We start from the raw sequence: 26,927 nt of genomic DNA, 5'->3' as shown, positions 1-26,927 counted from the left end.
AAATAAAATGAGGTTTTATTTATTTGAAAGCGAATAATAAGTTGGTTTGGAGAGGTGACCGCTTGACTCCTATGGGAGCAGCGAGAAAGTCCGAGACCCTGCAGGAGCGTAGCGACGAAGCGGCTCGGCGCTCGCCCCAATGAGTCATGTGGGCACCTCGGAAAACAATTTACACATCTAAGTTTAAAAGGCGGTTAGGACCAATCATCAATAGCTATCAGTTTTTCAGTGGTCTCGCACACAGCGAGGGAGGCTCAGATTCCTCCCCGGCGCATCGTGCGTCTGTAGCGCAATGGAACGACTTTGTTTTTATACTTAACTATATTTAAAAACATAGATAACCATCATGAGAAAGTAGCTTTATGTAAGAGCTAAATTAAAGATTGTTCGTCTTTAAAGATTAGTTATTTAGTATTGTCCTAGCCTCTTTTTCTGTATAATATTTTGCTTAAGATGGTTCTTTCAATACGTAATAATAGAAAAAACAATGGAAAAAAATTTTTATAAAACACTTTACAAATCGTAATGATTACGGTTAATATAAGATAGTCGGTGAAATGATTATTCACTCAACACTCTAAATCGTAATTGTTTCGATTTGTTTTTAAGCCTATTGAAAATTCCCAAAGGAGTTTTAAGGGAAAATAATGAGCTGACCAAAATTTCTGTAGGTATTTTTTTTAATCAGTAGAGGGAACAAGAGAATAATGAAGAGGAATGGTCTTATTTAATCCTCGCATATTAAGTAAGGAGGTTAAGATGCTAAAAATAGTTTTCCTACCTTTATGATTTTCATCAGTTTTCAATAAATGGTGGCGAACCTAATTGTAGCTTACATAAACCTTGTATTGATACACCATTCAAGGTTACTTATCCAGTATCACATATGCATAATTAGGGTATGAACAAAGAAAGGTTTGGTAATTATGAGAGTAAATATTACACTTGTTTGCACAGAAACAGGAGATGAGCAACTAACTTTACGAAAATCTCCGAAAAATATTGCATAATGAAAGTAATTAAAAAGGCAGGGTGAGATAAATGGGGAAAAAAATTAAATTAATTAGTATGATGATACTTGCAGTATTGATAATAGCTGCATGTGGGAAAGGTGAAAATGATGTGTCTAGTGGATCAAGCAAAGAAAAGCTACAGATCATGACAACATTTTATCCAATGTATGAATTTACAAAAAACATAGCTGGTGATAAGGCAGATGTAAAAATACTTATACCTTCTAGTCAGGAGCCACATGGTTGGGAACCGACACCGAAAGATATAGCAAATGTCCAAGCATCAGATTTATTTATTTTTAATAGTATTTATATGGAAAGCTTTGTAGATACAATTAAAGCTGCTGTTGATAATAAAGAAACAGTGTTCGTTGAAGCAAGTAGTGACATTACTTTAAAAGAGGGAATTACAGATGAACATGATCATGAGAGTGAAGAGGAAGAACACGATCATGAGAACGAAGAGGAAGACCATGATCATGATAGTGAAGAAGAAGACCATGATCATGATAGTGAAGAAGCTGAAGACGAGCATAGCCATGAGAAAGATCCGCATGTGTGGTTAAGCCCAGCACTAGCGATTAAAGAAGTAGAAACAATTACAGCTAGTCTAATTGAAGCAGATCCAGATAATAAGGAAAGCTATCAACAAAATAGTGAAGCATATATTGCGAAATTATCAGCACTTGATCAAGAATATCAAGACGCTTTAAGTAAAGTAGAGAAAAAAGAGATGATTACCCAGCATGCTGCATTTGGATACTTAGCTAGTGAATATGGACTTACACAAGTGCCAATTTCTGGATTATCGCCTGAAGAAGAACCAAATGCACAACGATTAGCTGAATTAAAAGATTTTGCAAAAGAGCATGATATTAGTGTTATTTATTTTGAAGAAACGGCATCTAAAAAGGTTGCCGATACACTCGCATCTGAAATCGGAGCAAAAACAGAAGTGCTTAGCACATTAGAAGTATTAAGCAAAGAAGATGAAGATAATGGATTGGATTATATTAAGGTAATGGAAAGAAATCTAGAAAAAATTGTGCAAGCGCAACAATAATATCATAGCTTAAGAAGTCTCCATGGGTGTTTTTTCTCTTTCCAATGGAGGCTTTTCATTTAGGTGTACTTACCTGTTGCTTTGCGAGAGTTAAAAGTGTTATTGTAATATTGAAAGCGTTTTGATGGAGGGATAAGGATGGTTGCTAATCAACGGTTTGTGTTTATAGGAGATAGTATTACACAGGCGGATAAACTTGAAGATAGCGAACATATCGGTCATGGATATGTTCGGTATATTAAAGATTATATTGCCATAAATCAGCCTGAAGCTTTGCCGGTATTTTTTAATAAAGGTATCAATGGAAATAGAATCCTAGATTTAGAGAAAAGGTGGGAAGAGGATGTCCTATCGTTGCGCCCAGATTTAGTATCTATTTCAATTGGAATAAATGATGTATGGAGACAGCTAGACAACCCTGATATGGAACAAGTTACTCCTGTTATTTTTAGGGAAATATATGAGCGCCTTTTAACACAAGTAAAGATAAATACGGAAGCTAGGATCTTTTTAATGGAACCAACAATCATCGAGGAATCGGTAGAAGCAAAAGGGAATATTTTATTAAAGGATTATGTAGCAGTGATTCATCAATTAGCAAAAAAACATGAAGCAATAGTTGTCCCGACACATCAAGTGTTTATCGAATATTTACAGAAACCCAATCATCAAGTGTTGACAACAGACGGAGTACATATGAATTCTGCTGGGAATATGTTGATGGCACAGGCATGGTTGAAAACCTATAATAATGTAATATAGCAAAATAGAAAACTATTAGTATAAGAGGCGTTGTTGCTAACTAACATGCCTCTTTCTTTTTGTGCAAACTGTTTATTCTAAACCAGTTAATCCAAGGAATAAGAAAGTCTTTCCTAATCCGAAATATCAAGGTATGATAGGAGAAGCAAATAGAAAGAGAGTGAACAACAAACATGACGATGCGACTTAGAGATTGGGATCGGAATTTAAAGATTCGTCTTGCTGGTGAATCAACCGTTAATGTTACATTTTGGATGTTTTTCCCGTTTTTAGCGATTTATTTTACAGAATCATTTGGCAAATCGATTGCTGGGTTCTTATTAATACTTTCACAAGGATTTTCGGTTGTTGCCAATCTACTTGGTGGCTATTATGCAGATAAATACGGAAGAAAGAAAATGATGGTCCTATCAAGCTTGGCGCAAGGGATTTCTTACCTAGTCTTTGCTTTAGCAAGCTCTCCTTGGCTTGATTCTCCTGCCATTAGTTTTATCTGTTTTACAGTGATTAGCCTTTTTACAAGTATCTATTGGCCAGCAAGTCAAGCGATGGTAGCTGATGTAGTTAAGGAGAAAGATCGCAGTAGTGTATTTGCGATATTCTATACGTCTACTAATATTGCAGTAGTAATAGGCCCTATATTAGGAGGGTTCTTTTATAAGGATTATCGATTCTTCCTTTTACTAGCAGCTGGACTATTAAATATTCTATTAAGTATTGTTTTAAAAATTTGGATAGCAGAAACAGCTCCACCATACAAAGAGGCAACTGGCACAAAAAAGAATTGGGTGATGGCGTTAGGTAATCAGATGAAAGATTATCAGGTTATTGTCAGAGATCGAACTTTTTTAATGTTTATTTTAGCAGGGGTATTAATCGGACAAACTTTTATGCAATTAGATTTATTACTGCCTGTTTATGTCGATGAAATGGTTTCAACCCAAAGATTATTTTCTATCGGCAGTTGGTCGTTAGAGATTCAAAGTACGCAGGCATTTGGATTAATCCTAGCAGAAAATGGTTTAGTAGTAGCTATATTTACGATAATGGTGACAAGATGGATGTCTAAATACAAAGAGAAGAATGTATTTATTGTCTCCTCCTTTATTTATGCAACGGCAGTTATTATGTTTAGCCAAACCAATTTGATTTTGGGGTTAATGTTTGCGATGCTATTATTTAGTTTTGCTGAACTGATGACAGCAGGAATCCAGCAAAGCTTTATATCGGAAATCGCTCCTCGGGACCAAAGGGGAAAATATTTTGCAGCAGCTAGTCTGAGGTTTACTTTTTCCAAAATGATTGCACCATTATCTATTCCAATGAGTGCGTGGTTTGGATTCAAATGGACATTTTTGATTATTGCTATACTTGCCATAATAAGTGCTTTTATTTATTATGTGATGTTTAAACAATTCGAAATGAAAAAGAGAAATTTACAAGCAGTGAAACAGTTATAATAAATAAACTCCTGCGGAATTAGGTGATAATCTAAAACCGCAGGAGTTTTTTTAAGTATTTTTTCTTCCTGTCGAATTCTCCATAGTCTGTTTGTGTGTGTAACAATTACTTTAACAATAGCAAAGATTGGGATTACAAGAACCATGCCGATAACACCTATAAATCGCCCCGCAACTAAAACTAAAACCATTACTGTGACTGGATGGATAGACATCCTTTTTCCAATAATTTGTGGTTGAACAAAAAGACTCTCCATTTGTTGAATAATCACAACAATTACGAGAACAATAATTGCCTGCATCGGCGAGTGTAATAGCCTGACGATGACAGAAGGAATAGCACCAATCCAAGGACCTACCAAAACGATGGGAGTCTGACAATAAATTTAATCAATTTTGTCTTTACCTCCAAACTTTTTCCGTCATCTTATCGTCTAATAAGTAAGTAAGGGGGTTTATCGGATGGAAGAATTGTCAGCAAGCTGGAATGAAATAGACAATAAAGAAGAAGTATTTGAAGAAATAATGATTACATATGGACAAGAGCTGTTGCATTTGGTTTTTTCCTATGTGAGAAATCAAGCAATAGCCGAAGAATTAACACAGGATATATTTATAAAAGTATATTATTCATTGAATAAATATAAGGGGAAATCTAGCTTACGAACATGGCTATGGAGAATAGCTATTAACCGCTGTAAAGATTATTTGAAAAGTTGGTATGCAAAAAATGTTGTAAAAGTAGATGATGAATTTCTTTTTGGGATAGACAGAAATGAAAATGTGGAAGAAGAAATTCTTCAAAAAGAAGAAGAGCAATTACTTATTCAAGCTGTCATGAATTTGCCAATCGTATATCGGGAAATTATTTTTCTCTTTTACTTTGAAGAACTATCAATAAACGAGATTTCTTCCATATTAAAAATAAATGAAAATACTATCAAAACACGACTTAGAAGAGCAAAGCATTTATTAAAAAAGATAGGAGATGAAGAAAAATGGAAAAACATCTAAAAAACCTTCCATCTAGCTTGAAAAAGACTTATTTTGATCATCTTCCTTTTAGTGAGGAGCATCGTAAAGAAATCTTAAAAAAAATTCAAATAAAGGATAAGGAAGAGGAAGTACTATTAGCAGTTTTACAATTACTGCATAATAGAAAAACTGGTTTTGAATTAACACAATTGTTACGTGCCCGTGGCTTTGAAAGATTTGAGAAAAAGGAAGGGTTTATCTATACTTTATTGCATCGTTTAGAACAGAAAAATATCATTGCTTCTGAATGGGAGGATAAAAAGGTTAAATATTACCGAATAGATCGAAAAGGAAAAAAGCTTGAAAAAAAGTTGGAAGTAGAAGGGGGAGCTAACAAAGATATTAGAGAATTGATAGATTGGGTGTACGTAAATGAATAAAAGGCATATATTTTTAGATAAAGTGATAGAGCAAGTGAAATCAAAAGATGCAAAGGATTCAATTAAATTAGAAATGGAGCATCATATCCAACTTGCTAAAGAAGGTTGGATAAAAAAAGGGTTACAAGAAAAAGAAGCGGAAGAAAGAGCAATTAAAGAAATGGGAAGTCCTATTCTATTGGGACTGGAGTTAAATAAACTGCACCGTCTAACGGTTGATTGGATGGTTTTTGCTTGTACAGTTTGCTTATTGATGATTGGACTTTTACCTAATATAACGTCAGATTTATTATTTATAGCAGAGAAATTATGGACCATTTTATTGGGAGTTGGAATAGTTGTTGGAATCATGTTTTTGGATTATCGGAAATGTAAGGAATTAGGCTATGTATTTTATATGATAGGATCCATATTATTACTATCCGTCATTCTTTTTTCCAATATTACAATAAACGGAATTAACTATTTAAAAGTTGGGCCAATTATCATTAAAGGAATAATGGCAATTCCGTTCTTCCTGCTAGCTTGGGCTTCCCTTTTTACCAAGAAAAATTTTAGCTATCTGTCTTTTTTATTGTTCTTTTTCTTTTCCAGTATATTGTTTTATTTAGGATATGATAGTATTTCCACTGTCTTTATTTATTATACTATGGTGGTTGTTATGCTGTTTTGGAGCAGTTTTTCGAAAAAGCAAATCGTCTTGTCGATTGTTACGGGTGCAGTTCTTTTTATATTATTATTCGGCTATGCTTTTTTTGCAAGATTACATAGATTATTAGGATTCCTTTTTCCTGATAGATATGCGCAAGATGTTGGCTGGATATATTTATATCGAGAAAAAATGTGGGCAAGTCTCAAGTGGATAGGTTCTTCTGATATGGAGTTATTGTCTTTTGTTAATAGAACAGACACCGTATTTCTTCAGCTTTCCTCTCAATTTGGGTATGTAATAGCAGTAGTAATTGTGATTTTATTTAGTGCATTGATAATAAAAATGATTCGAAATGTTCGTTACATAAAAAATCGATATGGAAAGCTTCTCTTAATAGGTGCGATTGCGTTGTATAGTATCCAAGTGATTTATAATATAGGAATGTGTATGGGGCTATTCCCAATTATCTCTTTATCGTTGCCATTTATAAGCTATGGACTAATGCCGACCATTATTAACGCTTTATTGATAGGTCTTGTGTTAAGTATTAATCGCAGAAAAAATATCTCATAACTTTTGGAGGATTCGAATGATTCGAATGTATTTAGAGTCAATGCTAATTTATATGATTTTTGGTGCGCCAATTTATTTAATATGTCGTACTCTCTACATTAGATTAAAGAAGCAAGAGTGGAAATGGAATAAGGAAATATTACTATTTCTATTTGTCCTGTTCTGTATTGGGGTTGCATCCCAAACCATTATTCCACAATGGTATATGTCGATGGAGAATGGAAAACAGAAACTTTATATTCAACGATTAGAAGGGGGAAGAAGCATAAACCTCATTCCTTTTTCAACAATTTTTTCCTATTTAGCTATTTCTAATGAGCAAGTTAGTAATTGGAACCAAGTATCTCTTATTAATCTATTAGGAAATGTGGTCGTCTTCGTGCCATTTGGGATTTTTCTTCCATTGTTATGGCGACAGTTTAGAAAGTTTATTCCACTGTTTTGGATGTCAATTGGTATCCCATTGTTTATTGAAATTACTCAACTATTTATTGGGAGAAGTACGGATATTGATGATGTTCTTTTAAATGCGTTAGGGATTATTTTTGGTTATTGTCTCTTTAAAATCCTTAATACTCTTTTTCCAAAAAGACTAGTTGGGCTCCAAAGATGAGAAGTAGCTTTGAAAAGACTATGTTAGCCTTTCTAAAAATTCTTTTGCTACCCTAGAAATGCCTTTATTAGCGGCATATATATAACCAAAATAATAGGTGTTTATTAAGGTATCTACAAAAGGTAGGGTAACATAACTATTATTGTTTGCTAACCCAGTTATTGTTTTAAAGGCATAATCATAGCCAATATTAATCGCTGTGTTTCTTTCTAATGCATATCGAATTGTTTCTACATTGTTTGTCGTAAATAAAATTTCCATATTACTTTCCACCATATCTAAGTTTTGGACGAATTCTAATATAGATTGATCGTTGTACAAAATAATTGGCTGGTTCTCTAGCATTTTTTCAGTGATATAGGATTTGTTTGCTAAAGAAGAGTTTATATTAACTGCAACAACCATACAGCCATCATAAAGTTTATGAAAATGTATATTTTTATATTTTTGTATATCTTCTTCTTTAAATATAATAAATCCAATATCAACTTCTTCTTTTATTACTTTTTCGATAACATGCTGGGAATTATCCTCTTCTATAGAAGCCTTAATGGAAGGAAAGTCTTTTTTAAATAAAGTAATTTGATCAGCCAGCAAATCTAATGGTCCCGGAAACATAGCGATTTTTAACTCTCCTTTTAATGTGTCTGAAAAGTTTTCTGCTTCATCTAAGAATTCTTGTAATTTCTCTAGTGCGCCGTTAGCTTTTTGGATAAGGATCTCCCCCTTTTGTGTTGAATAGGTACCTTTTCTAGAACGGTGAAAGATCTCTACATTTAATTCTTTCTCTAGCTTTGTTACGGATTGACTTAGAGCAGGTAATGTAATATTTAACTTTTCTGCAGCCGTTTTTAATGAGCCGCTATTAGAAATTTCTACTATATATTTTAATTGTTCAATATTCATAGGTTGACCCTTTCTAAAAATAGTTTTAGTTAAGTAAAAGTTAACTATAGTTAATTATAATATAATTTCATATTAATAACATAAGTACTATAATTAATTTGTTTCTAAAACTTACGTTTTTAAGGCCTTAAATAACAAATAGCAATGGAAATTTAGCAGTTTAGCTGTAAAACTATTTAAGTCAGGGGATGTTTTACTCGTGAAAGCATTAAGATGGCATGACCAAAAAGATATTCGACTAGAAAATATTAAGGAACCTCAAGTAGAACCAGGCAAAGTAAAACTAAAAGTAAAATGGTGTGGAATTTGTGGAAGTGATTTACATGAATACTTAGGAGGTCCTATTTTTATACCTGTGGATCAGCCACATCCTTTAACAAATGAAGTAGCACCAATTACATTGGGACATGAATTCTCAGGGGAAATTGTTGAAATAGGAGAAGGAGTGACTGATTATCAAGTAGGCGATCGAGTGGTTGTTGAACCGATTTTTGCTACACATGGTCATCAAGGAGCCTATAATTTAGATGAAAATATGGGATTCTTAGGATTAGCGGGCGGAGGAGGCGGTTTCTCCGAATATGTCTCTGTGGAAACAGAATTACTGCATAAATTGCCTGATGAATTATCCTATGAACAAGGGGCATTAGTAGAGCCTTCTGCTGTAGCTTTATATGCTGTACGATCTAGTAAAGTTCAAGCAGGGGATACTGCTGCAGTTTTCGGATGTGGTCCAATTGGGTTACTAGTAATTGAGGCTTTGAAAGCGGCAGGAGCAACAGATATTTATGCAATAGAGCTTTCTCCTGAACGCCAGGCAAAAGCGGAAGAATTAGGAGCAATTGTTGTTAATCCAGCTGAATATGAAGATGTTGTAGCTGAACTTATTCACCGGACAAATGGTGGGGTAGATGTATCTTTTGAAGTTACTGGGGTACCAGTAGTTCTAAAACAGGCTATTCAATCTACGACTATTGCAGGAGAAACTGTTATTGTAAGTATATGGGAAAAAGGCGCGGAAATTCTCCCAAATGATATCGTTATCAAGGAACGTACTATTAAGGGGATTATTGGTTATCGAGATGTATTTCCAAGTGTGTTGAACTTAATGAGAAAAGGCTATTTTTCTGCAGATAAATTGGTAACCAAAAAAATTAAATTGGACGATGTAGTAGAAGAAGGCTTTAAATCATTGCTATCAGAAAAAAATCAAGTGAAGATTTTAGTAAGTGCAGAATGAGTAAATAATTTATAAAAAAGTCAGCGATTGTCGCTGACTTTTAATTTATTTTTATTCAACTGCCTCATTCATTTTCGTTGGACTAGTTTGTTCTTCTGTTTCTTTTGGTGGAACCGCACGTTTTACGAAAAAGGAAAGTATAAGTGCGACTAATACAACTCCAACAGATATTAAGAAGGTATCATTAATTCCTTCAAGCATTGCCTGCATTCCGAGCTGTTCTTGCATAGTAGCAAGTGCTTCTGGAGTTGGTTGAGTAGTTGAATTACTCATCTCTTTCATTGCTTGAGCTGCCAATTCTTCCCCATGTGTTGCTGTACGTTGAGACATGATGGTAATCATAACTGCAGAGCCAATTGCTCCTGACACTTGGGACAATGTGTTATTTAATGCTGTTCCATGCGGATTCATTCTTTGTGGCAATTCATTTAAACCATTTGTCATAATCGGCATCATAACCATGGACATACCAAGCATACGTACGGAATAAATTAGTACTAGTGTAGTTGTTGTAGTTGTCATGGATAATTGACTAAACATATAGGTTGTGATTGCAGTCAATGTTAATCCAATTAAAGCTAGTGTTCTTGCTCCATATTTGTCAAAAAGTCTTCCATTAATAGGAGACATAATTCCCATAATAATCGCACCTGGTAATAATAACAATCCAGAGTGGAATGGGGAAATTCCTCTAACTGTTTGAATATACATTGGCATCAGTAGCATCGCAGAGAATAGTGCAATGTTAATTACAATGGTAATAACTGCTGAAAGCGAGAATAACGGGTACTTAAAGATTCGGAATTCAAGCATTGGAGTAGTCATTTTTAATTGACGAAGAACAAAGAAAATAAGAGCTATTGCACCCACAATTAAAGTGCCATAAACATGAATATTAGTCCATCCTTTTGTACCTGCAGAACTAAATCCGTATAATAAACCACCGAATCCTAGGCTCGATAAAACGACAGATAAGCGATCGATGTGAATATCCACTTTTTCCTTCTTATCCTTAATTTTAAAAATCGCTAAAATTAAAACAATGATGGCAATTGGCGAAACAACATAGAATAACATTCTCCATTCATAATGTTCGACAATATATCCTGATAAGGTCGGACCAATTGCTGGAGCGAAAGTCATAATAAGTCCAAAAACACCCATTGCACTCCCACGTTTTTCAACTGGAAAACTGGTTAACAAGAAGTTCATTAATACAGGTAGCATAATGGACGACCCAGAAGCCTGTATCATACGTGAAAGTAACAATATTGGGAAGGAATGAGCCATTCCAGCCATTATAGTACCAAAAGCAAAAAGAGACATTGCTGTGATAAATAATCTTCTTGTTGAATATTTTTGAATTAAGAAAGCGGATGTTGGAATCATAACTCCATTAACCAGCATATAGCCAGTAATAAGCCATTGTCCAATAGATGGATCAATTTCGAAGTCCGCGCTTATAGATGGTAAAGCAATATTTAACAGTGTTGAATTTAGAAATGCGACAAAGGCACCAGCCATTAAAATAACAATTATGCCATATGGCGGTTTTTTTTCATTCGTTGTTGCATTTATGTTCATTAAAACAATTCCTCCTCATGACCTATATGTTCTTAATATCCTTATTGAAACTAAGCTTAAATAATAATATACCTGTAGTATAAATATTGCAATAAAAATGTTTAGAATCCCTAAGTAAAAAAAGTTTGGTTGAAATGAACGCAAGATTTTTCAGATGAACTCCTTATAACACTGGGGTTTATCTGCTAATATTCTTGTGGAATGATTGTAATTTCTTTGTGAATAACCTAGTATATAATTTGAACCAGTAGTCTAATTTTCTTCTAAAGGTGATGAAATGAACAAACGTAAACAGCATGTAATGCAGCAAGCCCATGAATTATTTATTGAAAATGGATTTCAACAAACGTCTATTCAAGACATATTAGCTGCAAGTAATATTTCTAAAGGTACGTTTTATAATTACTTTTCGAGTAAAAATGAATTGTTGATTTCTATTTTTAAGAATATCTATACGGAATTAGAATGGCAAAGGAAGCAATTATTAATTGGTCAAGATAAAGCAGATAGTACTCTTTTTATTAAGCAAATTGAAATGTTAATTAAGACAAATAACCAATATAAAATTATTTCTTTATTTGAAGAAATTCTTTTTACGAATGATGAAGAATTAAAAAACTATATAAAAAATAGAAGAGTACATGAGTTAAACTGGGTGTATAATCGATTAGTAGATATTTGTGGCTCAAAAAACAAAACCTATTTATTGGATTGCTCTATCATGTTAATGGGTATGATTCATTCTACTATTTATATGCATACTTTAGTCTATCAAGATAACACAAATGTTCATGAAATTGTTCAGTATTGTGTGAATAGAGTTCTTGATATGGTTAACCATTTATCTAATACAAAGGAAGTACTTTTAAATCCAGATATGCTTTATAATTGGCTTGCAGTTCAAACTATAAACAATGAAGATTTGGGGAAAAAGGAAATTTATTGTATGCTTTATACGTTAAAAGCGAATGTAAAAAAAGATAATGATAGGCTAACTAATCATGAAAAAATAGAACAATTATTAACATTCGTTGAAGAAGAGATAGAGATCAAACACCCAAGATATTTTATTATCGAAAGTACATTGATGTCTTTGATGCAAGAAGTAAAAGATTCACCATATGCTAAAATGGTTCTAACACTTATAGAAAGCATGGAAAAAATATATTCTAAACAGAATTAATAACTGTCAATAGGGAAAAGTCACAGTTAAAATGATGACTTTTCCTTTTTGCTATTTTCTAAAGTTTATTGGTAAAGTGGGGAATAACATTTGACTTATTCTGCACAGCCTGCCTTGTTTTTCCCCAATTTATGTCGCATGAAAAATGTAGCTGCTGCAATAATCACAACAAATGCTAAGCTAACAAAGAAGCCGATTCGAACTTGCTTTTCAATAATGGTTCCTGCAACAGCAGAGACAATAAGTAAAATACCAAATGAAGATTTTATTTTATCCCAAAGTTTTCCTTTCAGTACTTTAAAGGAAGAAAACAGAATGAAAGCCCAATTGTATAATAAAAGAATCCCAGCTGCCGTTGTAATGTATTCGAATATCTTCCCTGGTAATAAAAGGGCGGCAATAACAGAAGCAAAGAGCCCAATTCCTCCAAGAATAAAGGAAGGAAGAGGTAGCTGGTTAAATTTCTTTAATTTTTTTGTAAAGATCTTTGGTGCATCCCCATCATTTGCTAACGTAACTAACAAGCTAGTTACTCCAAATAAAGAAGCAGTCATAGTGGAAAATCCTGCAACGATAATAGCTCCATTAAAGACATGTGGAAAAAAGTTCAAATGATAATCTGATAAGGCGGTTACAAATGGACTCTCTTTTTCGGAAAACTGATCGAGTGGCGCTAAAATCGACGCCAGCCCTAGAGAAAGTACGTATATGATCACAAGAATGATTAGCATATTTGTCCCAGCTTTCGGTGCATCTTTTTTATCTTTTAACTGCATAGCCATTAACCCGATTACTTCTATTCCTCCATATGCATAAAATGCAAATAATAAAGAAATCCAGAACCCTTTGTAGCCTTTTGGGAATAGTTCATTCATGGAATGAGGAATAGAAATATCACTATTGCCTCCATGTATCCAGCCAAATACAGCAGCTGCTGCTAATCCAATAAACATAATAATCGCTGCTGTTTTGATAATAGCTAAATAATTTTCAACGCGATCAAAGCCTTTCGTTCCTAGAAAGACAACAAATAATGATAGAACAGCATAAATACACGCGAATACCCATAATGGAACTTTGGGAAACCAAAACTGTGATAAAAGCGAAAGTGCTGTTAATTGGCTGCCCATGATGAGGATATTAGAGAACCAATAATTCCATCCACAACTAAAGCCAGCCCATGGACCAAATGCTTTGTTTGCATAATAACAGAAAGATCCTTCTTGGGGGTCTTCAGCAGTCATTTTAGCTAATTGATTAAAAACAATGTATGTACCAATAGCAGCTAAGATAAAGGTGAAAACGATGGAAGGACCCGTTTCTTTAATGCCAAGACTAGACCCTAGAAAATAGCCAGTTCCTATCGTACAACCTACACCAATTAAGGATAGCTGCCACCATTTTAGATTTTCAGATTTAGATGAATTTGAATTGTTTTGTTTTTTCGTCATGTCTTTCTCCTCTTTCAGTAATGATGAAGGGATTACATAAAAAAGATTGCCTTACAAAGTAACCACTATTAGTATGTCAGCTTTTACAGCAATTATTTGCTTTACTTAAAATAGGAAAAATTACATTCATAATGGCTGTTTTCTAAGAGATTGTTGTTTTTTTCAATAGGAAAAAAGAATTAGTTGGAAGCAAATAGCAGCCGGAATACACGTAGACTCCTGTGGGATTAGCGCGAGTCCTTAGACCCTGCAGGAGCGTGAGCTGTGAAGCGGCTCAGCGCGAGCCCCACGGAAAGCGAAGTGTATTCCGGCTGCGGGCGATAGAAACAAACTTTGCGAAAATTGCCTTCATAATAGAAATAATTGTGAAATGATGGTAACTTAGATGAGGTGAGAATTTTTTCGTAAATGGGGAGAAATGATGATCAGATTCGACAATTACTTATTCGTTCTATTATTAAATGTTGTGCCAATTTTTATTTATTATTATTATTTTCATAAAATGAAAATTAAAAATAAAACAGTATTCACCTTTATTTATTGTTCAGCCATATTAATTTTATCCATGACATTTCCTTTAGAAATAGCACCTGGGCATATTTATGATTTAAGGACAATTCCTTGGTTGATAGCTTTTTTCTATGGAGGGTTTCCAGCAGGTTTATTGACAACTGTTGTGATGGGGATTTACAGATATATGATTGGCGTTAATGCAGGATTATTAGTGACAATGATTATCGTACTGTTATCACTACCCATTTTGTATTATGCCATCAAAAGATACAAACAGACCCAATCTTTCATAAAAAAAATAATGATAGCTTGTATTACATCGTTATTTCCTATAAGCATTGATTTAATCGCTACTTCATTTTTCACAAATAAAATAACCTTAACATTTATTGTTTATTTATATTTAGCTCATCTCGTTACTTTTATTATCTCTATTTATCTAATAGAGTCACTCTCTTATCAAGAAAGGCAGAAGGAGCAAAAACAGCAAACAGAGCGGATAAGATTAATTGGCGAAATGGCCGCTTCTGTTGCACATGAAATACGAAATCCTTTAACGGTTGTTAAAGGATACACTCATTTATTGAAAGAATCCTCCAATATCACAGAAAAACAACAAGAGATGCTTTCACTTATGGGATCAGAATTAGTCAGGGCTGAAAAAATTATAAATGATTATTTATCACTTGCTCGGCCAAATGAAGGGGTTAAAGAACAGATTGATTTAGCTGTTTTTCTAAAAAAAGTAGAAGAGATAATCAACCCCTATGCACTATTAAATAACGTAAAAATTATTAATCACGTTCATACCCCTTGTTCATTAATGCTGGGCAAGATGAAATTCTGCAATTGTTTATAAATATGATCAAGAATGCTATTGAAGCAATAGAGAGCAAGGGGGAAGTGGTTATATCCGAACAAATAAAAGAAAAATATATAAAGATTAATATTATGGATAATGGAAAAGGAATGTCTGAAGATGAACTGAACAGATTAGGAACTCCTTTTTACTCCACAAAAACACAAGGAACAGGTATCGGTACAACGGTTTGCTTTAATATTGTTCATCACCTAAACGGCAAAATCAAGATTAAAAGTAAAGTTAACAAAGGAACAACTTTTTCTATTTATTTGCCGATTGTTAGTAAATAAATGCTGTTAAAATAAATTCTTTAGTAATGCTAGTAGCCTAGCCTAAATAAAAGAGAGATGTATGGGCATAGTATAAACTACGGATAAATTTTGCTCATACATTCTTTTAAGAAGGTAAAATGTAAACACTTACAGGGGTTTTTGGTTTTTCTGAAGAATATATATAAGGAAGGAATGAATATTTCATCCGTTTTCTCACATAATAGTTTAGGAAATATAAAAACTGAGAATATTTCGAGTAAATATTTTATTTGTTGTTTTTGTGGCGACAATCACTTTATAGGTGATAAACTTCACTTTTATTCAAAAAAACTCTATTTTTTTGTCAAACTTACATTTATTTTTGTTCAAAAAGTGGTATTATATTAAAGGAGTTTAATGATGGAGAGGTTGTACACATCCTCTTCTAAGGTTTTAAAGAGGACTTTAACCAGGATTTTATTTTGTACATACCTTCAATCATTTTAACTAGAGTTGGTAAAAATATCTTTTGCAAATTTTTGTGCAGTCAATCACAAGAAATTTGTTAATAACATTTAAGCGAAAAGCTTATAGTAAAGGAGAATCAGTTATGTCAGAAACTACTGCTCAAACGAATGCTGAAAAACAACTGACTGCTACAAATCAAGACCTATTGGATCAGTTGTTAAAGCCTGAGGTACAAGAATCATTGACAACATTAATCGAGCAATTACCTAAGTTAACGGAAATGGTTAATGGATTATCTAAATCATATGATGTTGTTCAATCATTATCACAAGATGAAGTTTTTAAGGGCGATATTGTTGGTGCGACTACTGAAATGTTCGAACCAGTAATCCATTCAGTTAAAGGAATGGCTTCAGCAGCAATTGAAGCAAAAGATCGTGCTGAAGAAAGCAATGAAACAATTGGCATCTTTGGTTTAATGAAAATGTTAAAAGATCCACAAGCACAAAAGATGTTCCGTTTTCTACAGAGCTATCTTCAAATTATGTCAGAGCGCAATAATAAATAATCTTTCATGTAGAGTCTTCCAAAGTAAGCTATTTGTCTAATAAAAAGGAATTCCTTTAAGGACAATGCAGAAAAGGAAGCCTGCCAATACTTTTAAATGTAATAAGGACGGAGGATTTACTATGTCAAAACATATCGTTATATTAGGTGCTGGATACGGCGGCCTTTTAGCAGCTTTAAATGTTCGTAAATTTTACAGTAAAGCAGAAGCTACAGTTACTGTAATTAATAAATATCCAACACATCAAATTATTACGGAATTGCACCGTTTAGCAGCAGGAAACGTTTCTGAAAAAGCAGTTGCTATGCCGCTAGAGAAATTATTTAAAGGGAAAGACATTGATTTGAAAATTGCTTCCGTTGATTCTTTCAATGTGGATACAAAAGAAGTTGCTTTAGGTGATGGATCTAAACTAACTTATGATGCATTAGTTGTTGCTTTAGGAAGTGTAACTGCATACTTCGGTATCCCAGGATTAGAAGAAAACAGCATGGTTCTTAAATCTGCAGATGATGCAAACAAAATTTACAACCATGTTGAAGATCGTATTCGTGAATATGCGAAAACAAGAAAACAAGAAGATGCTACTATTTTAATTGGTGGTGGCGGACTAACAGGTGTCGAACTTGTTGGTGAACTTGCTGATATCTTACCAGGATTAACAAAAAAATACGGTGTTGATTTCCAAGATATTAAATTACTATTAGTAGAAGCAGGTCCGAAAATTCTTCCTGTCTTACCAGAAGACTTAATCGAACGTGCAACAAAAAGCTTGGAAAAGCGTGGCGTAACATTCTTAACTGGACTTCCTGTAACAAATGTAGCAGGCAATGTTATTGATCTTAAAGATGGTCAACAAATCGTTGCTAATACATTTGTATGGACAGGCGGCGTTCAAGGAAACCCATTAGTTGGTGTTTCTGGATTAGAAGTTAACCGTGGCCGTGCAACAGTTAATGAATTCTTACAGTCTACTTCACACCCTGATGTCTTTGTTGCTGGTGACAGTGCTGTATACTTCCCTGCTGATGGAGATGGTCGTCCAGCACCACCAACTGCGCAAATTGCTTGGCAAATGGGAGAATTAATCGGATACAATCTATATGCTTACCTGGAAAACGGAGCATTAGATACTTTTGATCCAATTAACTCTGGTACACTTGCTAGTCTTGGTAGAAAAGATGGAGTTGCAATCGTAGGCGGAAGCTCCACTCCATTAAAAGGATTACCTGCTTCCCTAATGAAAGAAGCAAGTAATATTCGTTACTTATCACATATTAAAGGATTATTCAGCTTAGCTTATTAATCCTAGTGAACAAAGATGAGTATGGTGCATGGCACTGTACTCATCTTTTTTTCTTTTGGCTGTTTTCTAAAGGCTGTTTTCGTATAGATTGTTGCTATCTTGACCATACTGTATAAAGGTTGATATAATGCTGTCTGGAGGCGTTCGATTATGTGGTTAGATGTTTATGAGCAGTTTGGCGAATTAACAGAATCAGAGCAGATGGCGTTGTTTAAGGCAATGAAGCAAGACCTATTTCCAGATGACCCAAGCAAGATTACAAAACTGCTGAATGATATTCGTGAAGCCCGTTTTGCATCTGGAATGGGTTGTCTTCATTGTGGAAGCACTTCTGTTAAGCGGAACGGCAAATATAAATCACGCCAACGCTATCTATGTAAGGATTGCGGTAAGACCTTTAACGATATGACTAACACGCCATTTTCAGGCTCTCGTTATCCTGAAAAATGGGTGAAGTACATTGAATTAATGGTAGAAGGCTATACTTTGCCTAAAATCGCTGAACGCCTTAAAATACACATCTCCACTGCATTTTATTGGAGACATAAAATCTTGAACGCATTAGGTAGTCTCGGATTTGACCAACTCAAAGGGATTGTAGAAAGCGATGAAACATTCCTTAAAGAGTCTATGAAAGGAAAACGAAAAATAACACATAGAGAACCGAAAGAGCGTGGTGGCAAAGACCAAAAGAGGGGCATTTCCAACCTTAAAATTGCAGTAGTTGTAGCCCAAGACCGTAATGGCAGTGTAGTAGCACGAAAGGCTGGTCGTGGGCGTGTACGAGCAGAAGAAATAGATGCCGTAATTGGAGAACATATAGACCCCTCTGCTTTGTTATGCACCGATACAGCTACGAATTACAAGAAGTTCGCTTTAATTAAGGGGTTAAAACACGAAACGATTAATGTCAGTAAGGAAGGGTATGTCAAAAAGGGCATATATCACGTTCAACACGTCAATAACTTTCATAAACGATTGGAAGATTGGATGGTTAGGTTTCAAGGTGTTGCTACTAAATATCTAGATAACTACCTTTATTGGTTCCGTTGGCTTGAATTAGGGAAGAACTTGGCATTTGAAAATAGAGTAGAACAAATGCTTATTTCAGCGTGTCAAAAATCGAATTATACAACAGTTGAAACGTTAAGAAGTGCATAAAAAAGAATTCCGCAAATGATTACAGAATTCTATTGGTAAATTACCTTTTAATCATTATTTTAGAATTTTCTTTTGTTAGGTACTCATCTTCTATATTGAAGTTGCTTCCTTGACGGTCTATTTCGGCATATTGGACCACTTTATCTTTGTTTAGAAAGACTAATAAATAAATATCATCCCTATAATCTAATTTGCTAGGGTCTTTAAAATTCACACCCATTTTTTCGCTCATATCTTCTTGTGCCGAATATGGTTGAAATAAAAAGGCTTTATCCCAGGAAAAATCGGTTAAAGACTTTAATTCAATCTCAGTTGAATTTTTATCCTTTACAACTGAATAAATTGCCTTTTCCAAACTTTTATTATGTTGAACATCTTGGCTGCATCCTACTAAAGTAAATCCAAAAATAAATATTAATGACAAAAGTAACAAAATTTTCTTCATAGAATCCCCTCTACTCATTGTTTGTAATACTCTACTAATTGTAACAATACCACAATTTTCCTCAATTATGTCGATTTACCTGTAATATTCAGTATTTCCTTAACCTTGTCCAAAAAACCACAAACTTTACGAAAACAGCCTTTCTAAAAGACTTTCCATCTCGAAACGGACTGAATTTGAAATAGTGAGCAGCCTTTAATAAATGTAGATAATATATAAAATAATGAGATAGAGATAATTTCTTCCATGTAAAATAGCTTAGGTTGTCTTTTTCGGTTAAATTTGCTTTATTTTACTCCTTTTTGTTTCTTTACTTTCCTAAATTTCAGGCGTAATATCATTCATGTTAAAACAAATTAATACAAATCGCTTAATTCATTTTGGAACGGGGGACCCGACATTGTGTGAAACACTAGGGGTGAATCCTTATTAAGGAAGGGCAACTCTCATATGCCCTAATCCGACAGCTAACTCCGGAAGCGTTTAGAGGGGAGAATACTTGGCGTACGCTATTATACGACTACAAAGTAATTCTTTGTAGTTTTTTTGTGTTTAAAAGTAAAGTTATGAAAAGTTTATAGTGAGGGATATATCGTGAATAAATCAACCGTCAAAAGAATCATTATTGGAAAACCTTTGAAAACAAGTGCTTTAGGAGAACAAAAATTAAATAAATTAAAAGCGTTGGCTATACTTTCATCTGATGCGCTTTCATCTGTAGCGTATGGAACAGAACAGATTTTGCTTGTCTTATCGGCAGTAGGATTCCTTGCTTATTGGTACTCTATTCCTATTGCGATTGGTGTGCTTATTTTATTGACAGCTTTGATGTTGTCTTATCGTCAAATTATTTATGCCTATCCACAAGGCGGAGGAGCATATGTTGTATCTAAAAATAATTTAGGCGAAAATGCAGGACTTATTGCAGGTGGATCGCTTTTAGTAGACTATATTCTAACCGTCGCAGTTAGTGTTTCGGCTGGAACAGATGCGATAACTTCTGCTTTTCCAAGTTTGTATCATTACAATGTTATTATCGCAATATTGATGGTTATTCTGATAACAATTTTAAATTTAAGAGGGGTAACCGAATCTGCGTCTATTTTAGCTTATCCCGTCTATTTGTTTGTTTTTACTTTATTAATTTTAATTGGTGTTGGTATTTGGAAGGTTGTAAACGGAGAAGTTCCTACAGAGCTACACACGCCGATTGGGACGACTGTTCCAGGGTTAAGTGTCTTTTTATTGTTAAAGGCATTTTCTTCTGGCTGTTCTGCTTTAACAGGTGTGGAAGCAATTTCTAATGCTGTGCCAAATTTCAAAGAACCATCTGCCAAAAATGCAGTTAAAACGTTAACGATGATGGGGTTATTTTTAGCTGTATTATTTTCCGGGATTACTTTTCTTGCCTTCTGGTTTGGGATTGCTCCGAGTGGAGAGGAAACGGTAATTTCTCAAATAGCTACCGAAGTGTTTGGAAAAAATGCTATGTATTATTTTATCCAAGTGACAACTGCCATCATTTTAATATTGGCAGCTAATACTGGCTATGCTGCGTTTCCGTTGCTTGCCGTAAATTTAGCGTCGGATAAATATATGCCACGTATATTTACAGTTAGAGGAGATCGATTAAGCTATTCAAATGGAATTGTTATCTTAGGTATCTCCTCTATATTATTAATCATTTTCTTCGGTGGTCATACAGAAAAGCTGATTCCTTTATATGCAGTTGGTGTATTTATTCCATTTACATTATCGCAAACAGGAATGAGCAGAAAATGGATGAAAGAGAAGCCTGAGGGTTGGAAAGGGAAGTTAGCAATTAATTTAATTGGAGCGTTTATTACCTTTACCGTTTTAGTAATTTTGTTCACAACTAAGTTTTTTCAAGTGTGGCCAGTATTATTCTTTCTTCCTATTGTTGTTTTCGGGTTTCATAAAATAAACAAGCATTATCAAAATGTTGCAGAACAATTAAGAGTAGCAAAGCCACGTTCAGCGATAAAAATGGAAGGGAATATCGTTATTCTTCCAGTTGCCGGGGTAACGAAAGTGGTAGAGAATTCTTTAGCATATGCGGAGACGGTAGGAGATGTAGTAATTGCTGTATATGTTGCATTTGACAGAGAGAGTGAGAGAAGAATGGAGGAAAAATGGGGAGAATTTAGACCGGATATTCGTTTAGTAACCATTCATTCACAATATCGAAGTTTGATTAGGCCACTAGCAAGATTTATTGATACAATAGAGGAAAAAGCGGCGGAACAGAAACGTAGTGTGACGGTTATTATCCCACAATTTATTACGAAGAAAAGTTGGCATAATTTCTTACACAATCAGTCCAGTCTATTGATCAAGGCACATCTATTATATAAACGAAATATAATTGTAACTACTGTTCCCTATCATTTAAGAAAATAGTATATAAAATTATTATGATATAAAGGATAATTTTTCATTTTTTTCATAACCTATTGGTAAACTTTGAAAAAAATAAAATTATCCTTTTTTTGTATAGTTAAGTAAGCAATAGTTTTCTGAAGTCAACATGGACAGCAGAAGTGTTTCTTACTAGTTATCCTAGCAAGGTGAATATTGTTAGGGAGGATATATGTGTGATATCGATGATTCTAAGGGAGTAGTATAAAATATGAGAAGCTTCTTATTAAGTATATCCATTATATCTATCTTTTTGTTAACTGGTTGTTGGGATCATTCGGAACTTAATCAAAATGCCATTGTGACAGGGATAGCAGTGGATAAAGGGGAAACCCATAAGTATAAGTTATCTATAGAGAGCACTTCTGCAACAGAGCTAAATCCCAGAACTGCTCAAGGTTTGGCTCCCGCAATTGTTTACTCGATTGAAGGGGATACAATGGGAGAGATTACCCATAAGTTTAATGTTGCAATATCTACTCATTTGGAATTTTCACATACGAGATTACTTGTCATTGGTGAAGAAATAGCTCGAGAAGGTATTCTCAGCTTTATGGATTATTTCGATAGGGATAGAGAAATAAGAGATGACTTCAACATAGTTGTTGCGAAAGATGGAGAGGCTGTTGATTTTTTGCGGATCATTAATGATTATCAAAAAGTTTCCTCTTTAAAAATATTTCCGCAGCTGGATCATATGCTTAAGGAATGGGGAGGAACACCTGGAATGAAATTAAACGATTTCATTCGTACATATTCATCAGAAGGTCAAGTTCCTGTGTTAGCAGCTATGATCATTTCAGGCGATAAAGAAATAGGAGGGAGTATGGATAATATTAAGACAACAAAACCAGGAGCAATCGCAAAAATTGATTCTTTAGCGATTTTTAAATACGGAAAGCTCCAAGGTTATCTGAATTTGCAAGAAACAAGAATTTTATTGTGGATTCAAAATAAATTGGAACGTACTTCTTTGACGATTCCTTATGAAGACCAAAAGTTTTTTGGATTACGAGTTATCCATACGCAGACGAAAATTAATGCTAGGCAAGTTAATGGAAGACCGCAAATAGATATATTTGTTCGTGCGGAATCTACACTAGATGGATCTGACAAAGGAATAAAGGCTGCAAAGGTAAACGCATTTGAAGATTTTGAAGAACGGAGCAATAGTTACTTAGAGAAGGAATTCAGTAAACTAATTAAAAAAATGCAAACAGAATATGTGGCAGACATATTTGGACTAGGAGAAATATTTAGAGACCAAGATTATAAGCATTTTAAACAATATGTAGAAAATTGGGATGCTGGTTTTAAAGATGCAAAGATAAATGTTCATGTAAATATAGAAATAAAAAGAAGTGGTTTTAGAAACAATAGCTATAAGATAAATTAAATTAACTGTCTTTTAATAATAGGAATTCTTTAAAAAAGATAACAATAGCGTTATGATAAAAAGGAGTATGAAGGAAGACTTCACAAAAGGGGAGAGGTAGAAATGAATATATCCGAGGTAATCACAGGGAGAAGAACAATAAAAAAATTTAAACCTGAAGTAGTAGATAATTCCATTATTTTGGAATGGCTACAACGTGCCAGATATGCACCGAATCATAAGATGACAGAGCCATGGAAAATTCTTTTTATTGGTGAAAAGACTCGAGCAGAATTAAAGCATAAAACAAATTTTGGTGGGGCTTCAAAGGTTTTAGCCATTTTATCACATAAAGGAAGAAACCAAATGGAACGGGATGAAAACTTATCAGCCGTTTCCTGCTTTATTCAAAATTTTATGCTTCAGGCATGGGATGAAGGAATTGGAACGTTCTGGAGTTCTGTTGGTTCTTCTGCGTTAGGAAGAAGAACATTAGGAGTGAGCGATGAATTTGAAGTCGTAGGAGTATTGGCAATTGGTTATCCAGAAGAAATTATGGCTGCGAAAGAAAGAGCTTCCATTGAGGACAAAATTACCTACTTAGATTAAGGCCTTTCGTTTTGCTTTTAAAGGTAATTATTTTTTAAAAATTTTTTCGAAAAAAATAATAACTCTAGTTGCAGGCAAGAAGAGCCTAAATAAAATAGCCGTTTATTAAACTAATAATAATACCGAACAATCATTCAGCCATTTTCGAATGATTTGTTCGGTTTTAGCTTTGGCTGGAATATTAGTGTCCCGATCACTTCCTTTTAGTCACATCTTTAGGAAAATAGACTTAGGTGCATACAAAGAAGTTTATTCCATTTTGCAAAAATGGATAGAATCCACTTATTGCGGAAATTTCGTTCAGTATATATAATAACTTGGTGTATATAAAGCAAGTGTATACTTTACGGAGTAATGCATTTAGGAGGACTTTAAATGAAAAAATTGCTGTTACTTGCAACCGGTGGAACAATCGCTTCAGTTGAAGGGAAGGAAGGACTAGTCCCCGGTTTGTCTGCAGAAGAGCTCCTTCAATATTTTAAAAATGATATTCTAGAAGTTGATGTGACTTGTAAAATTATTATGAATAGAGATAGTACGAACATGCAGCCAGAACATTGGATTATGATGGCTAAAACAATTGCAGAACATTATCACGAATATGATGGTTTTGTTATCACACACGGAACAGATACGTTAGCCTATACAGCAGCTGCGCTATCTTATATGTTGGGTGGTCTAACAAAACCTGTTGTTATTACGGGATCACAGGTACCGATTAGTTTTAAACAAACAGATGCTAAGAAAAATGTTATGGATAGTATTCGCTTTGCAAAAGAGGACATAGGGGGCGTATTTGTTGTTTTTGATGGTCGAGTGATTATTGGGACAAGAGCAGTAAAAATGCGCACCAAAAGCTATGATGCATTTGAAAGCATTAACCATCCATATGTGGCTAAAATAGAAGAAAATCAAATTCAGTATTTATGGAAGCCGGACAAGCAAACGGATGAACTAATATTGGATACAAGGATTTGTCCAGATGTATTTCTATTAAAATTGCATCCAGGAACAAAACCTGAAATCTTTGATTTTATTAAACATGTATATAAGGGTGTCATTATCGAAAGCTTTGGTAATGGAGGATTACCTTTTGAGGAGAGAAATCTCTTGCCAAAAATAGAAGAAATGGTAAACGCAGGGATAGCAGTGGTCATTTCTACACAGTGTCTGGAAGAAGGACAAGATCTCTTATTATATGAAGTGGGAAGAAAGGTTTCTCAATACAATGTTATATTATCTGCTGACATGAATACAGAAGCCATTGTTGCAAAATTAATGTGGGTACTGGGCAGTGAACAATCATTAAGTGAAATAAAGAGAGTGATGGAAAGTCCGATAGCCTATGATCTTTCAGTAGAATGGGAGAGTTAAAGAGCTGTTCTGATTCAATTAGATACAAATAAAAAAGCCCTATCAAATCGGTTTGAACGATTAGATAGGGCTTTTTTCATTCCATCTTAAGAAGGAGAATAACATCAATTTCAAGGTAGGTTTATGTACCTAATTTTGTTCTGTCTGCTTTGTCGTAAAAATTGCTAAAAATAGATTGATTGTTTAGAAAACAGCACTTTTGAAAGTAGAGAGATGGAAATATTTTTCTGATATATAAAACTTTTGATCTATTGAAGATAAAAGCAATAAAAAAACGTGACTATAGAATTATATACTAGTAGAATAATAGATAATATCATAGGTAATAAAGAATACATAATTGGGGTAATAGAAACGGATAGTAATAAGGTGATAGGTTTAAAGATGCCTAATAATGAATTGAGACATTAGAACTAGGAGGAATGTATTGGTGAAAAAAGTAGTAGTACCTGGTATATTTCTAGCAGCATTATCTTCTCCACTTTTTATGGAAGAGGCTCAGGCTGCTTCCATTACCAAATATGTAGAAGTGAATAAGGGATCGGTATTAAATGTAAGAGTCGGTCCATCAGTGAATACAAATATTGTAACAACATTAAATACTGGGACGAAAGTAAATGTCCTTTCTGAAACAAATGGTTGGTCAAAAGTAAATGTAGACGGAAAGACTGGATATGTATCATCCACGTATTTAATTACAAAGCAAGAAAATTCGATAAAATATGTTTCCATCAACCCGTCTTCTACCTTAAATGTTAGAGAATCTGCTTCTACTAAAGCGAAGGTCCTAACAAAGCTCAAACAGAATACCAAGGTTGAAGTAGTATCGGAATCTAATGGCTGGTCAAAAATTAAAGTAAATGGAATAAATGGTTATGTTGCATCAGAATACATAAAAGCTGATCAAACAGAGGAAAAGAAAACAACTGATACATCAAATGAACAAAAAACAGCAACTAAATATGTAAATGTAAATACTGGATCGAGTTTGAACTTAAGGAATAGTCCGTCTAATTCAGCTTCTATTATTGTTAAATTGGCAAAAGATGTAGGCGTAACGGTTTATTCTGAATCAAACGGTTGGTCAAAAGTGGAAGTATATGGAAAACAAGGTTATGTGGCAACGCAGTATTTAGCTGACAAAAAATCAACGGTTAATTCAGAGCAATCAAAAGAAACAGGTGTTAAAACGACAACAAAATATGTAAATGTAGCCAAAAACTCATCGCTAAATTTGCGTAAGGAAGCAAATACGAGTAGTTCTGTACTAACGAAGCTTTCTAGAGGGGCGAAGGTTACGGTTCTCTCAAGCGCAAATGGCTGGGATAAAGTAAATGCATCTGGAAAGACTGGCTATGTAAGCAATAGTTATTTGTCAGATAAGCAAATTACCGATACTACTACCGAGGCATCTGATACAGAAAGTGGACAAAGTAATTCGGACAAGTCACCGACAATAATCACGAAAAAAGTTAATGTGCAGACGGGATCTAATTTAAACGTGAGATCGAAAGCATCAACAAGTGGCACAATAAAAGGAAAGCTTACAGCAGGAACGGTAGTAACAGTAATATCAGAGAAAAATGGCTGGTCGCAAATTAAGACGAATAATCTAGAAGGGTATGTAAGCAGTGAGTACTT

Annotated in this window: 24 protein-coding genes and 1 riboswitch; of the genes, 19 read left to right on the top strand and 5 right to left on the bottom strand. The window is 34.1% G+C overall.

Annotation, left to right across the window (positions count from 1 at the left end):
• The first annotated feature begins 1,041 nt into the window (after positions 1-1,041).
• The 3 genes from ACTQ5K_RS22475 (at position 1,042) to ACTQ5K_RS22465 (ending at position 4,298) form a co-directional block, all read left to right on the top strand.
• Entirely contained in the window at positions 1,042-2,076 is a 1,035-nt protein-coding gene (locus ACTQ5K_RS22475; RefSeq protein ID WP_441994338.1) for a metal ABC transporter substrate-binding protein, read from the top strand.
• A gap of 138 nt (positions 2,077-2,214) precedes the next feature.
• Entirely contained in the window at positions 2,215-2,838 is a 624-nt protein-coding gene (locus ACTQ5K_RS22470; RefSeq protein ID WP_441994337.1) for an SGNH/GDSL hydrolase family protein, read from the top strand.
• Positions 2,839-3,017: 179 nt separating this feature from the next.
• The gene (locus ACTQ5K_RS22465) at positions 3,018-4,298 is read left to right on the top strand and encodes an MDR family MFS transporter (RefSeq protein WP_284561129.1); all 1,281 of its coding nucleotides are present in this window, start codon (positions 3,018-3,020) and stop codon (positions 4,296-4,298) included.
• Here the strand turns inward: ACTQ5K_RS22465 and ACTQ5K_RS22460 are convergent.
• On the bottom strand, positions 4,235-4,660 hold the full coding sequence (locus tag ACTQ5K_RS22460) for an AI-2E family transporter (RefSeq protein WP_441994336.1): 426 nt from the start codon (positions 4,658-4,660) through the stop codon (positions 4,235-4,237). The genes ACTQ5K_RS22465 and ACTQ5K_RS22460 overlap by 64 nt on opposite strands.
• Positions 4,661-4,760: 100 nt before the next feature.
• On the opposite strand from ACTQ5K_RS22460, the gene ACTQ5K_RS22455 reads away from it, so the two are divergent.
• Genes ACTQ5K_RS22455 through ACTQ5K_RS22440 form a run of 4 tightly spaced genes read left to right on the top strand, consistent with a single transcriptional unit; the run spans position 4,761 to position 7,551 of the window.
• Positions 4,761-5,312 (top strand): sigma-70 family RNA polymerase sigma factor, encoded by a 552-nt coding sequence (locus ACTQ5K_RS22455; RefSeq protein WP_031539097.1) that lies wholly within the window; start codon positions 4,761-4,763, stop codon positions 5,310-5,312.
• Complete coding sequence (locus ACTQ5K_RS22450; RefSeq protein ID WP_031539096.1) at positions 5,297-5,713, top strand: PadR family transcriptional regulator; 417 nt, start codon at positions 5,297-5,299, stop codon at positions 5,711-5,713. The genes ACTQ5K_RS22455 and ACTQ5K_RS22450 overlap by 16 nt, the downstream gene beginning before the upstream one ends.
• The gene (locus ACTQ5K_RS22445; RefSeq protein ID WP_441994335.1) at positions 5,706-6,938 is read left to right on the top strand and encodes an FtsW/RodA/SpoVE family cell cycle protein; all 1,233 of its coding nucleotides are present in this window, start codon (positions 5,706-5,708) and stop codon (positions 6,936-6,938) included. Before ACTQ5K_RS22450 ends, ACTQ5K_RS22445 begins: the two co-directional genes overlap by 8 nt.
• A gap of 16 nt (positions 6,939-6,954) precedes the next feature.
• Positions 6,955-7,551 carry a VanZ family protein gene (locus tag ACTQ5K_RS22440; RefSeq protein ID WP_441994334.1) on the top strand — a complete coding sequence of 199 codons (597 nt, stop codon included), beginning with the start codon at positions 6,955-6,957 and terminating at the stop codon, positions 7,549-7,551.
• 18 nt (positions 7,552-7,569) lie between these two features.
• On the opposite strand, the gene ACTQ5K_RS22435 is transcribed toward ACTQ5K_RS22440, so the two are convergent.
• Positions 7,570-8,457, bottom strand: coding sequence for a LysR family transcriptional regulator (locus ACTQ5K_RS22435; RefSeq protein ID WP_031539093.1), 888 nt, complete (start codon positions 8,455-8,457; stop codon positions 7,570-7,572).
• Between the two features lie 199 nt (positions 8,458-8,656).
• On the opposite strand from ACTQ5K_RS22435, the gene ACTQ5K_RS22430 reads away from it, so the two are divergent.
• Positions 8,657-9,697, top strand: coding sequence for a 2,3-butanediol dehydrogenase (locus ACTQ5K_RS22430; RefSeq protein ID WP_031539092.1), 1,041 nt, complete (start codon positions 8,657-8,659; stop codon positions 9,695-9,697).
• A 51-nt stretch (positions 9,698-9,748) separates the two neighbouring features.
• Here ACTQ5K_RS22430 and ACTQ5K_RS22425 read toward each other — a convergent pair whose 3' ends face one another.
• Positions 9,749-11,281 (bottom strand): DHA2 family efflux MFS transporter permease subunit, encoded by a 1,533-nt coding sequence (locus ACTQ5K_RS22425; RefSeq protein ID WP_031539091.1) that lies wholly within the window; start codon positions 11,279-11,281, stop codon positions 9,749-9,751.
• 277 nt (positions 11,282-11,558) lie between these two features.
• Between ACTQ5K_RS22425 and ACTQ5K_RS22420 the strand changes: the two genes are divergently transcribed.
• Complete coding sequence (locus ACTQ5K_RS22420; protein ID WP_031539090.1) at positions 11,559-12,464, top strand: TetR/AcrR family transcriptional regulator; 906 nt, start codon at positions 11,559-11,561, stop codon at positions 12,462-12,464.
• Between the two features lie 95 nt (positions 12,465-12,559).
• On the opposite strand, the gene ACTQ5K_RS22415 is transcribed toward ACTQ5K_RS22420, so the two are convergent.
• Positions 12,560-13,915, bottom strand: coding sequence for an amino acid permease (locus ACTQ5K_RS22415; protein ID WP_031539089.1), 1,356 nt, complete (start codon positions 13,913-13,915; stop codon positions 12,560-12,562).
• A 418-nt stretch (positions 13,916-14,333) separates the two neighbouring features.
• Between ACTQ5K_RS22415 and ACTQ5K_RS22410 the strand changes: the two genes are divergently transcribed.
• The 5 genes from ACTQ5K_RS22410 to ACTQ5K_RS22390 all read left to right on the top strand — a co-directional run bounded on the left by ACTQ5K_RS22410 (position 14,334) and on the right by ACTQ5K_RS22390 (position 19,044).
• A complete protein-coding gene (locus ACTQ5K_RS22410) occupies positions 14,334-15,287 on the top strand; it encodes a histidine kinase dimerization/phospho-acceptor domain-containing protein (protein ID WP_081836696.1) in 954 nt (317 codons plus the stop codon).
• Positions 15,278-15,580 carry a sensor histidine kinase gene (locus ACTQ5K_RS22405; RefSeq protein WP_031539087.1) on the top strand — a complete coding sequence of 101 codons (303 nt, stop codon included), beginning with the start codon at positions 15,278-15,280 and terminating at the stop codon, positions 15,578-15,580. The genes ACTQ5K_RS22410 and ACTQ5K_RS22405 overlap by 10 nt, the downstream gene beginning before the upstream one ends.
• 571 nt (positions 15,581-16,151) lie before the next feature.
• Entirely contained in the window at positions 16,152-16,577 is a 426-nt protein-coding gene (locus ACTQ5K_RS22400; RefSeq protein WP_031539086.1) for a DUF1641 domain-containing protein, read from the top strand.
• A 121-nt stretch (positions 16,578-16,698) separates the two neighbouring features.
• Positions 16,699-17,883: an NAD(P)/FAD-dependent oxidoreductase gene (locus ACTQ5K_RS22395; protein WP_031539085.1), complete on the top strand. Its 1,185-nt coding sequence runs from the start codon at positions 16,699-16,701 to the stop codon at positions 17,881-17,883.
• 150 nt (positions 17,884-18,033) lie between these two features.
• A complete protein-coding gene (locus ACTQ5K_RS22390; protein ID WP_441132564.1) occupies positions 18,034-19,044 on the top strand; it encodes an IS1595 family transposase in 1,011 nt (336 codons plus the stop codon).
• Positions 19,045-19,084: 40 nt separating this feature from the next.
• Here the strand turns inward: ACTQ5K_RS22390 and ACTQ5K_RS22385 are convergent, their stop codons facing one another.
• A complete protein-coding gene (locus ACTQ5K_RS22385) occupies positions 19,085-19,489 on the bottom strand; it encodes a hypothetical protein (protein WP_441132562.1) in 405 nt (134 codons plus the stop codon).
• Between the two features lie 357 nt (positions 19,490-19,846).
• Positions 19,847-19,985: riboswitch (cyclic di-AMP (ydaO/yuaA leader) on the top strand.
• Positions 19,986-20,083: 98 nt separating this feature from the next.
• Here ACTQ5K_RS22385 and ACTQ5K_RS22380 point away from each other — a divergent pair.
• From ACTQ5K_RS22380 to ACTQ5K_RS22360, 5 genes are all read left to right on the top strand, one after another.
• Positions 20,084-21,910 (top strand): APC family permease, encoded by a 1,827-nt coding sequence (locus ACTQ5K_RS22380; protein WP_441994330.1) that lies wholly within the window; start codon positions 20,084-20,086, stop codon positions 21,908-21,910.
• Between the two features lie 229 nt (positions 21,911-22,139).
• Positions 22,140-23,324, top strand: coding sequence for a Ger(x)C family spore germination protein (locus ACTQ5K_RS22375; protein WP_031539083.1), 1,185 nt, complete (start codon positions 22,140-22,142; stop codon positions 23,322-23,324).
• Positions 23,325-23,426: 102 nt separating this feature from the next.
• Complete coding sequence (locus ACTQ5K_RS22370; protein WP_031539082.1) at positions 23,427-23,912, top strand: nitroreductase family protein; 486 nt, start codon at positions 23,427-23,429, stop codon at positions 23,910-23,912.
• A gap of 375 nt (positions 23,913-24,287) precedes the next feature.
• The gene (locus ACTQ5K_RS22365) at positions 24,288-25,286 is read left to right on the top strand and encodes an asparaginase (protein ID WP_031539080.1); all 999 of its coding nucleotides are present in this window, start codon (positions 24,288-24,290) and stop codon (positions 25,284-25,286) included.
• Between the two features lie 430 nt (positions 25,287-25,716).
• On the top strand, positions 25,717-26,927 hold a 1,211-nt coding region (locus tag ACTQ5K_RS22360; protein ID WP_441994327.1), incomplete at its 3' end, for an SH3 domain-containing protein.

Source organism: Niallia sp. Sow4_A1, from assembly GCF_052116745.1.
Classification (GTDB): Bacteria; Bacillota; Bacilli; order Bacillales; family Cytobacillaceae; genus Niallia; species Niallia hominis.
Note: the sequence above shows the minus strand (reverse complement) of the source record. Positions and strands in the feature narration are given on the sequence as shown.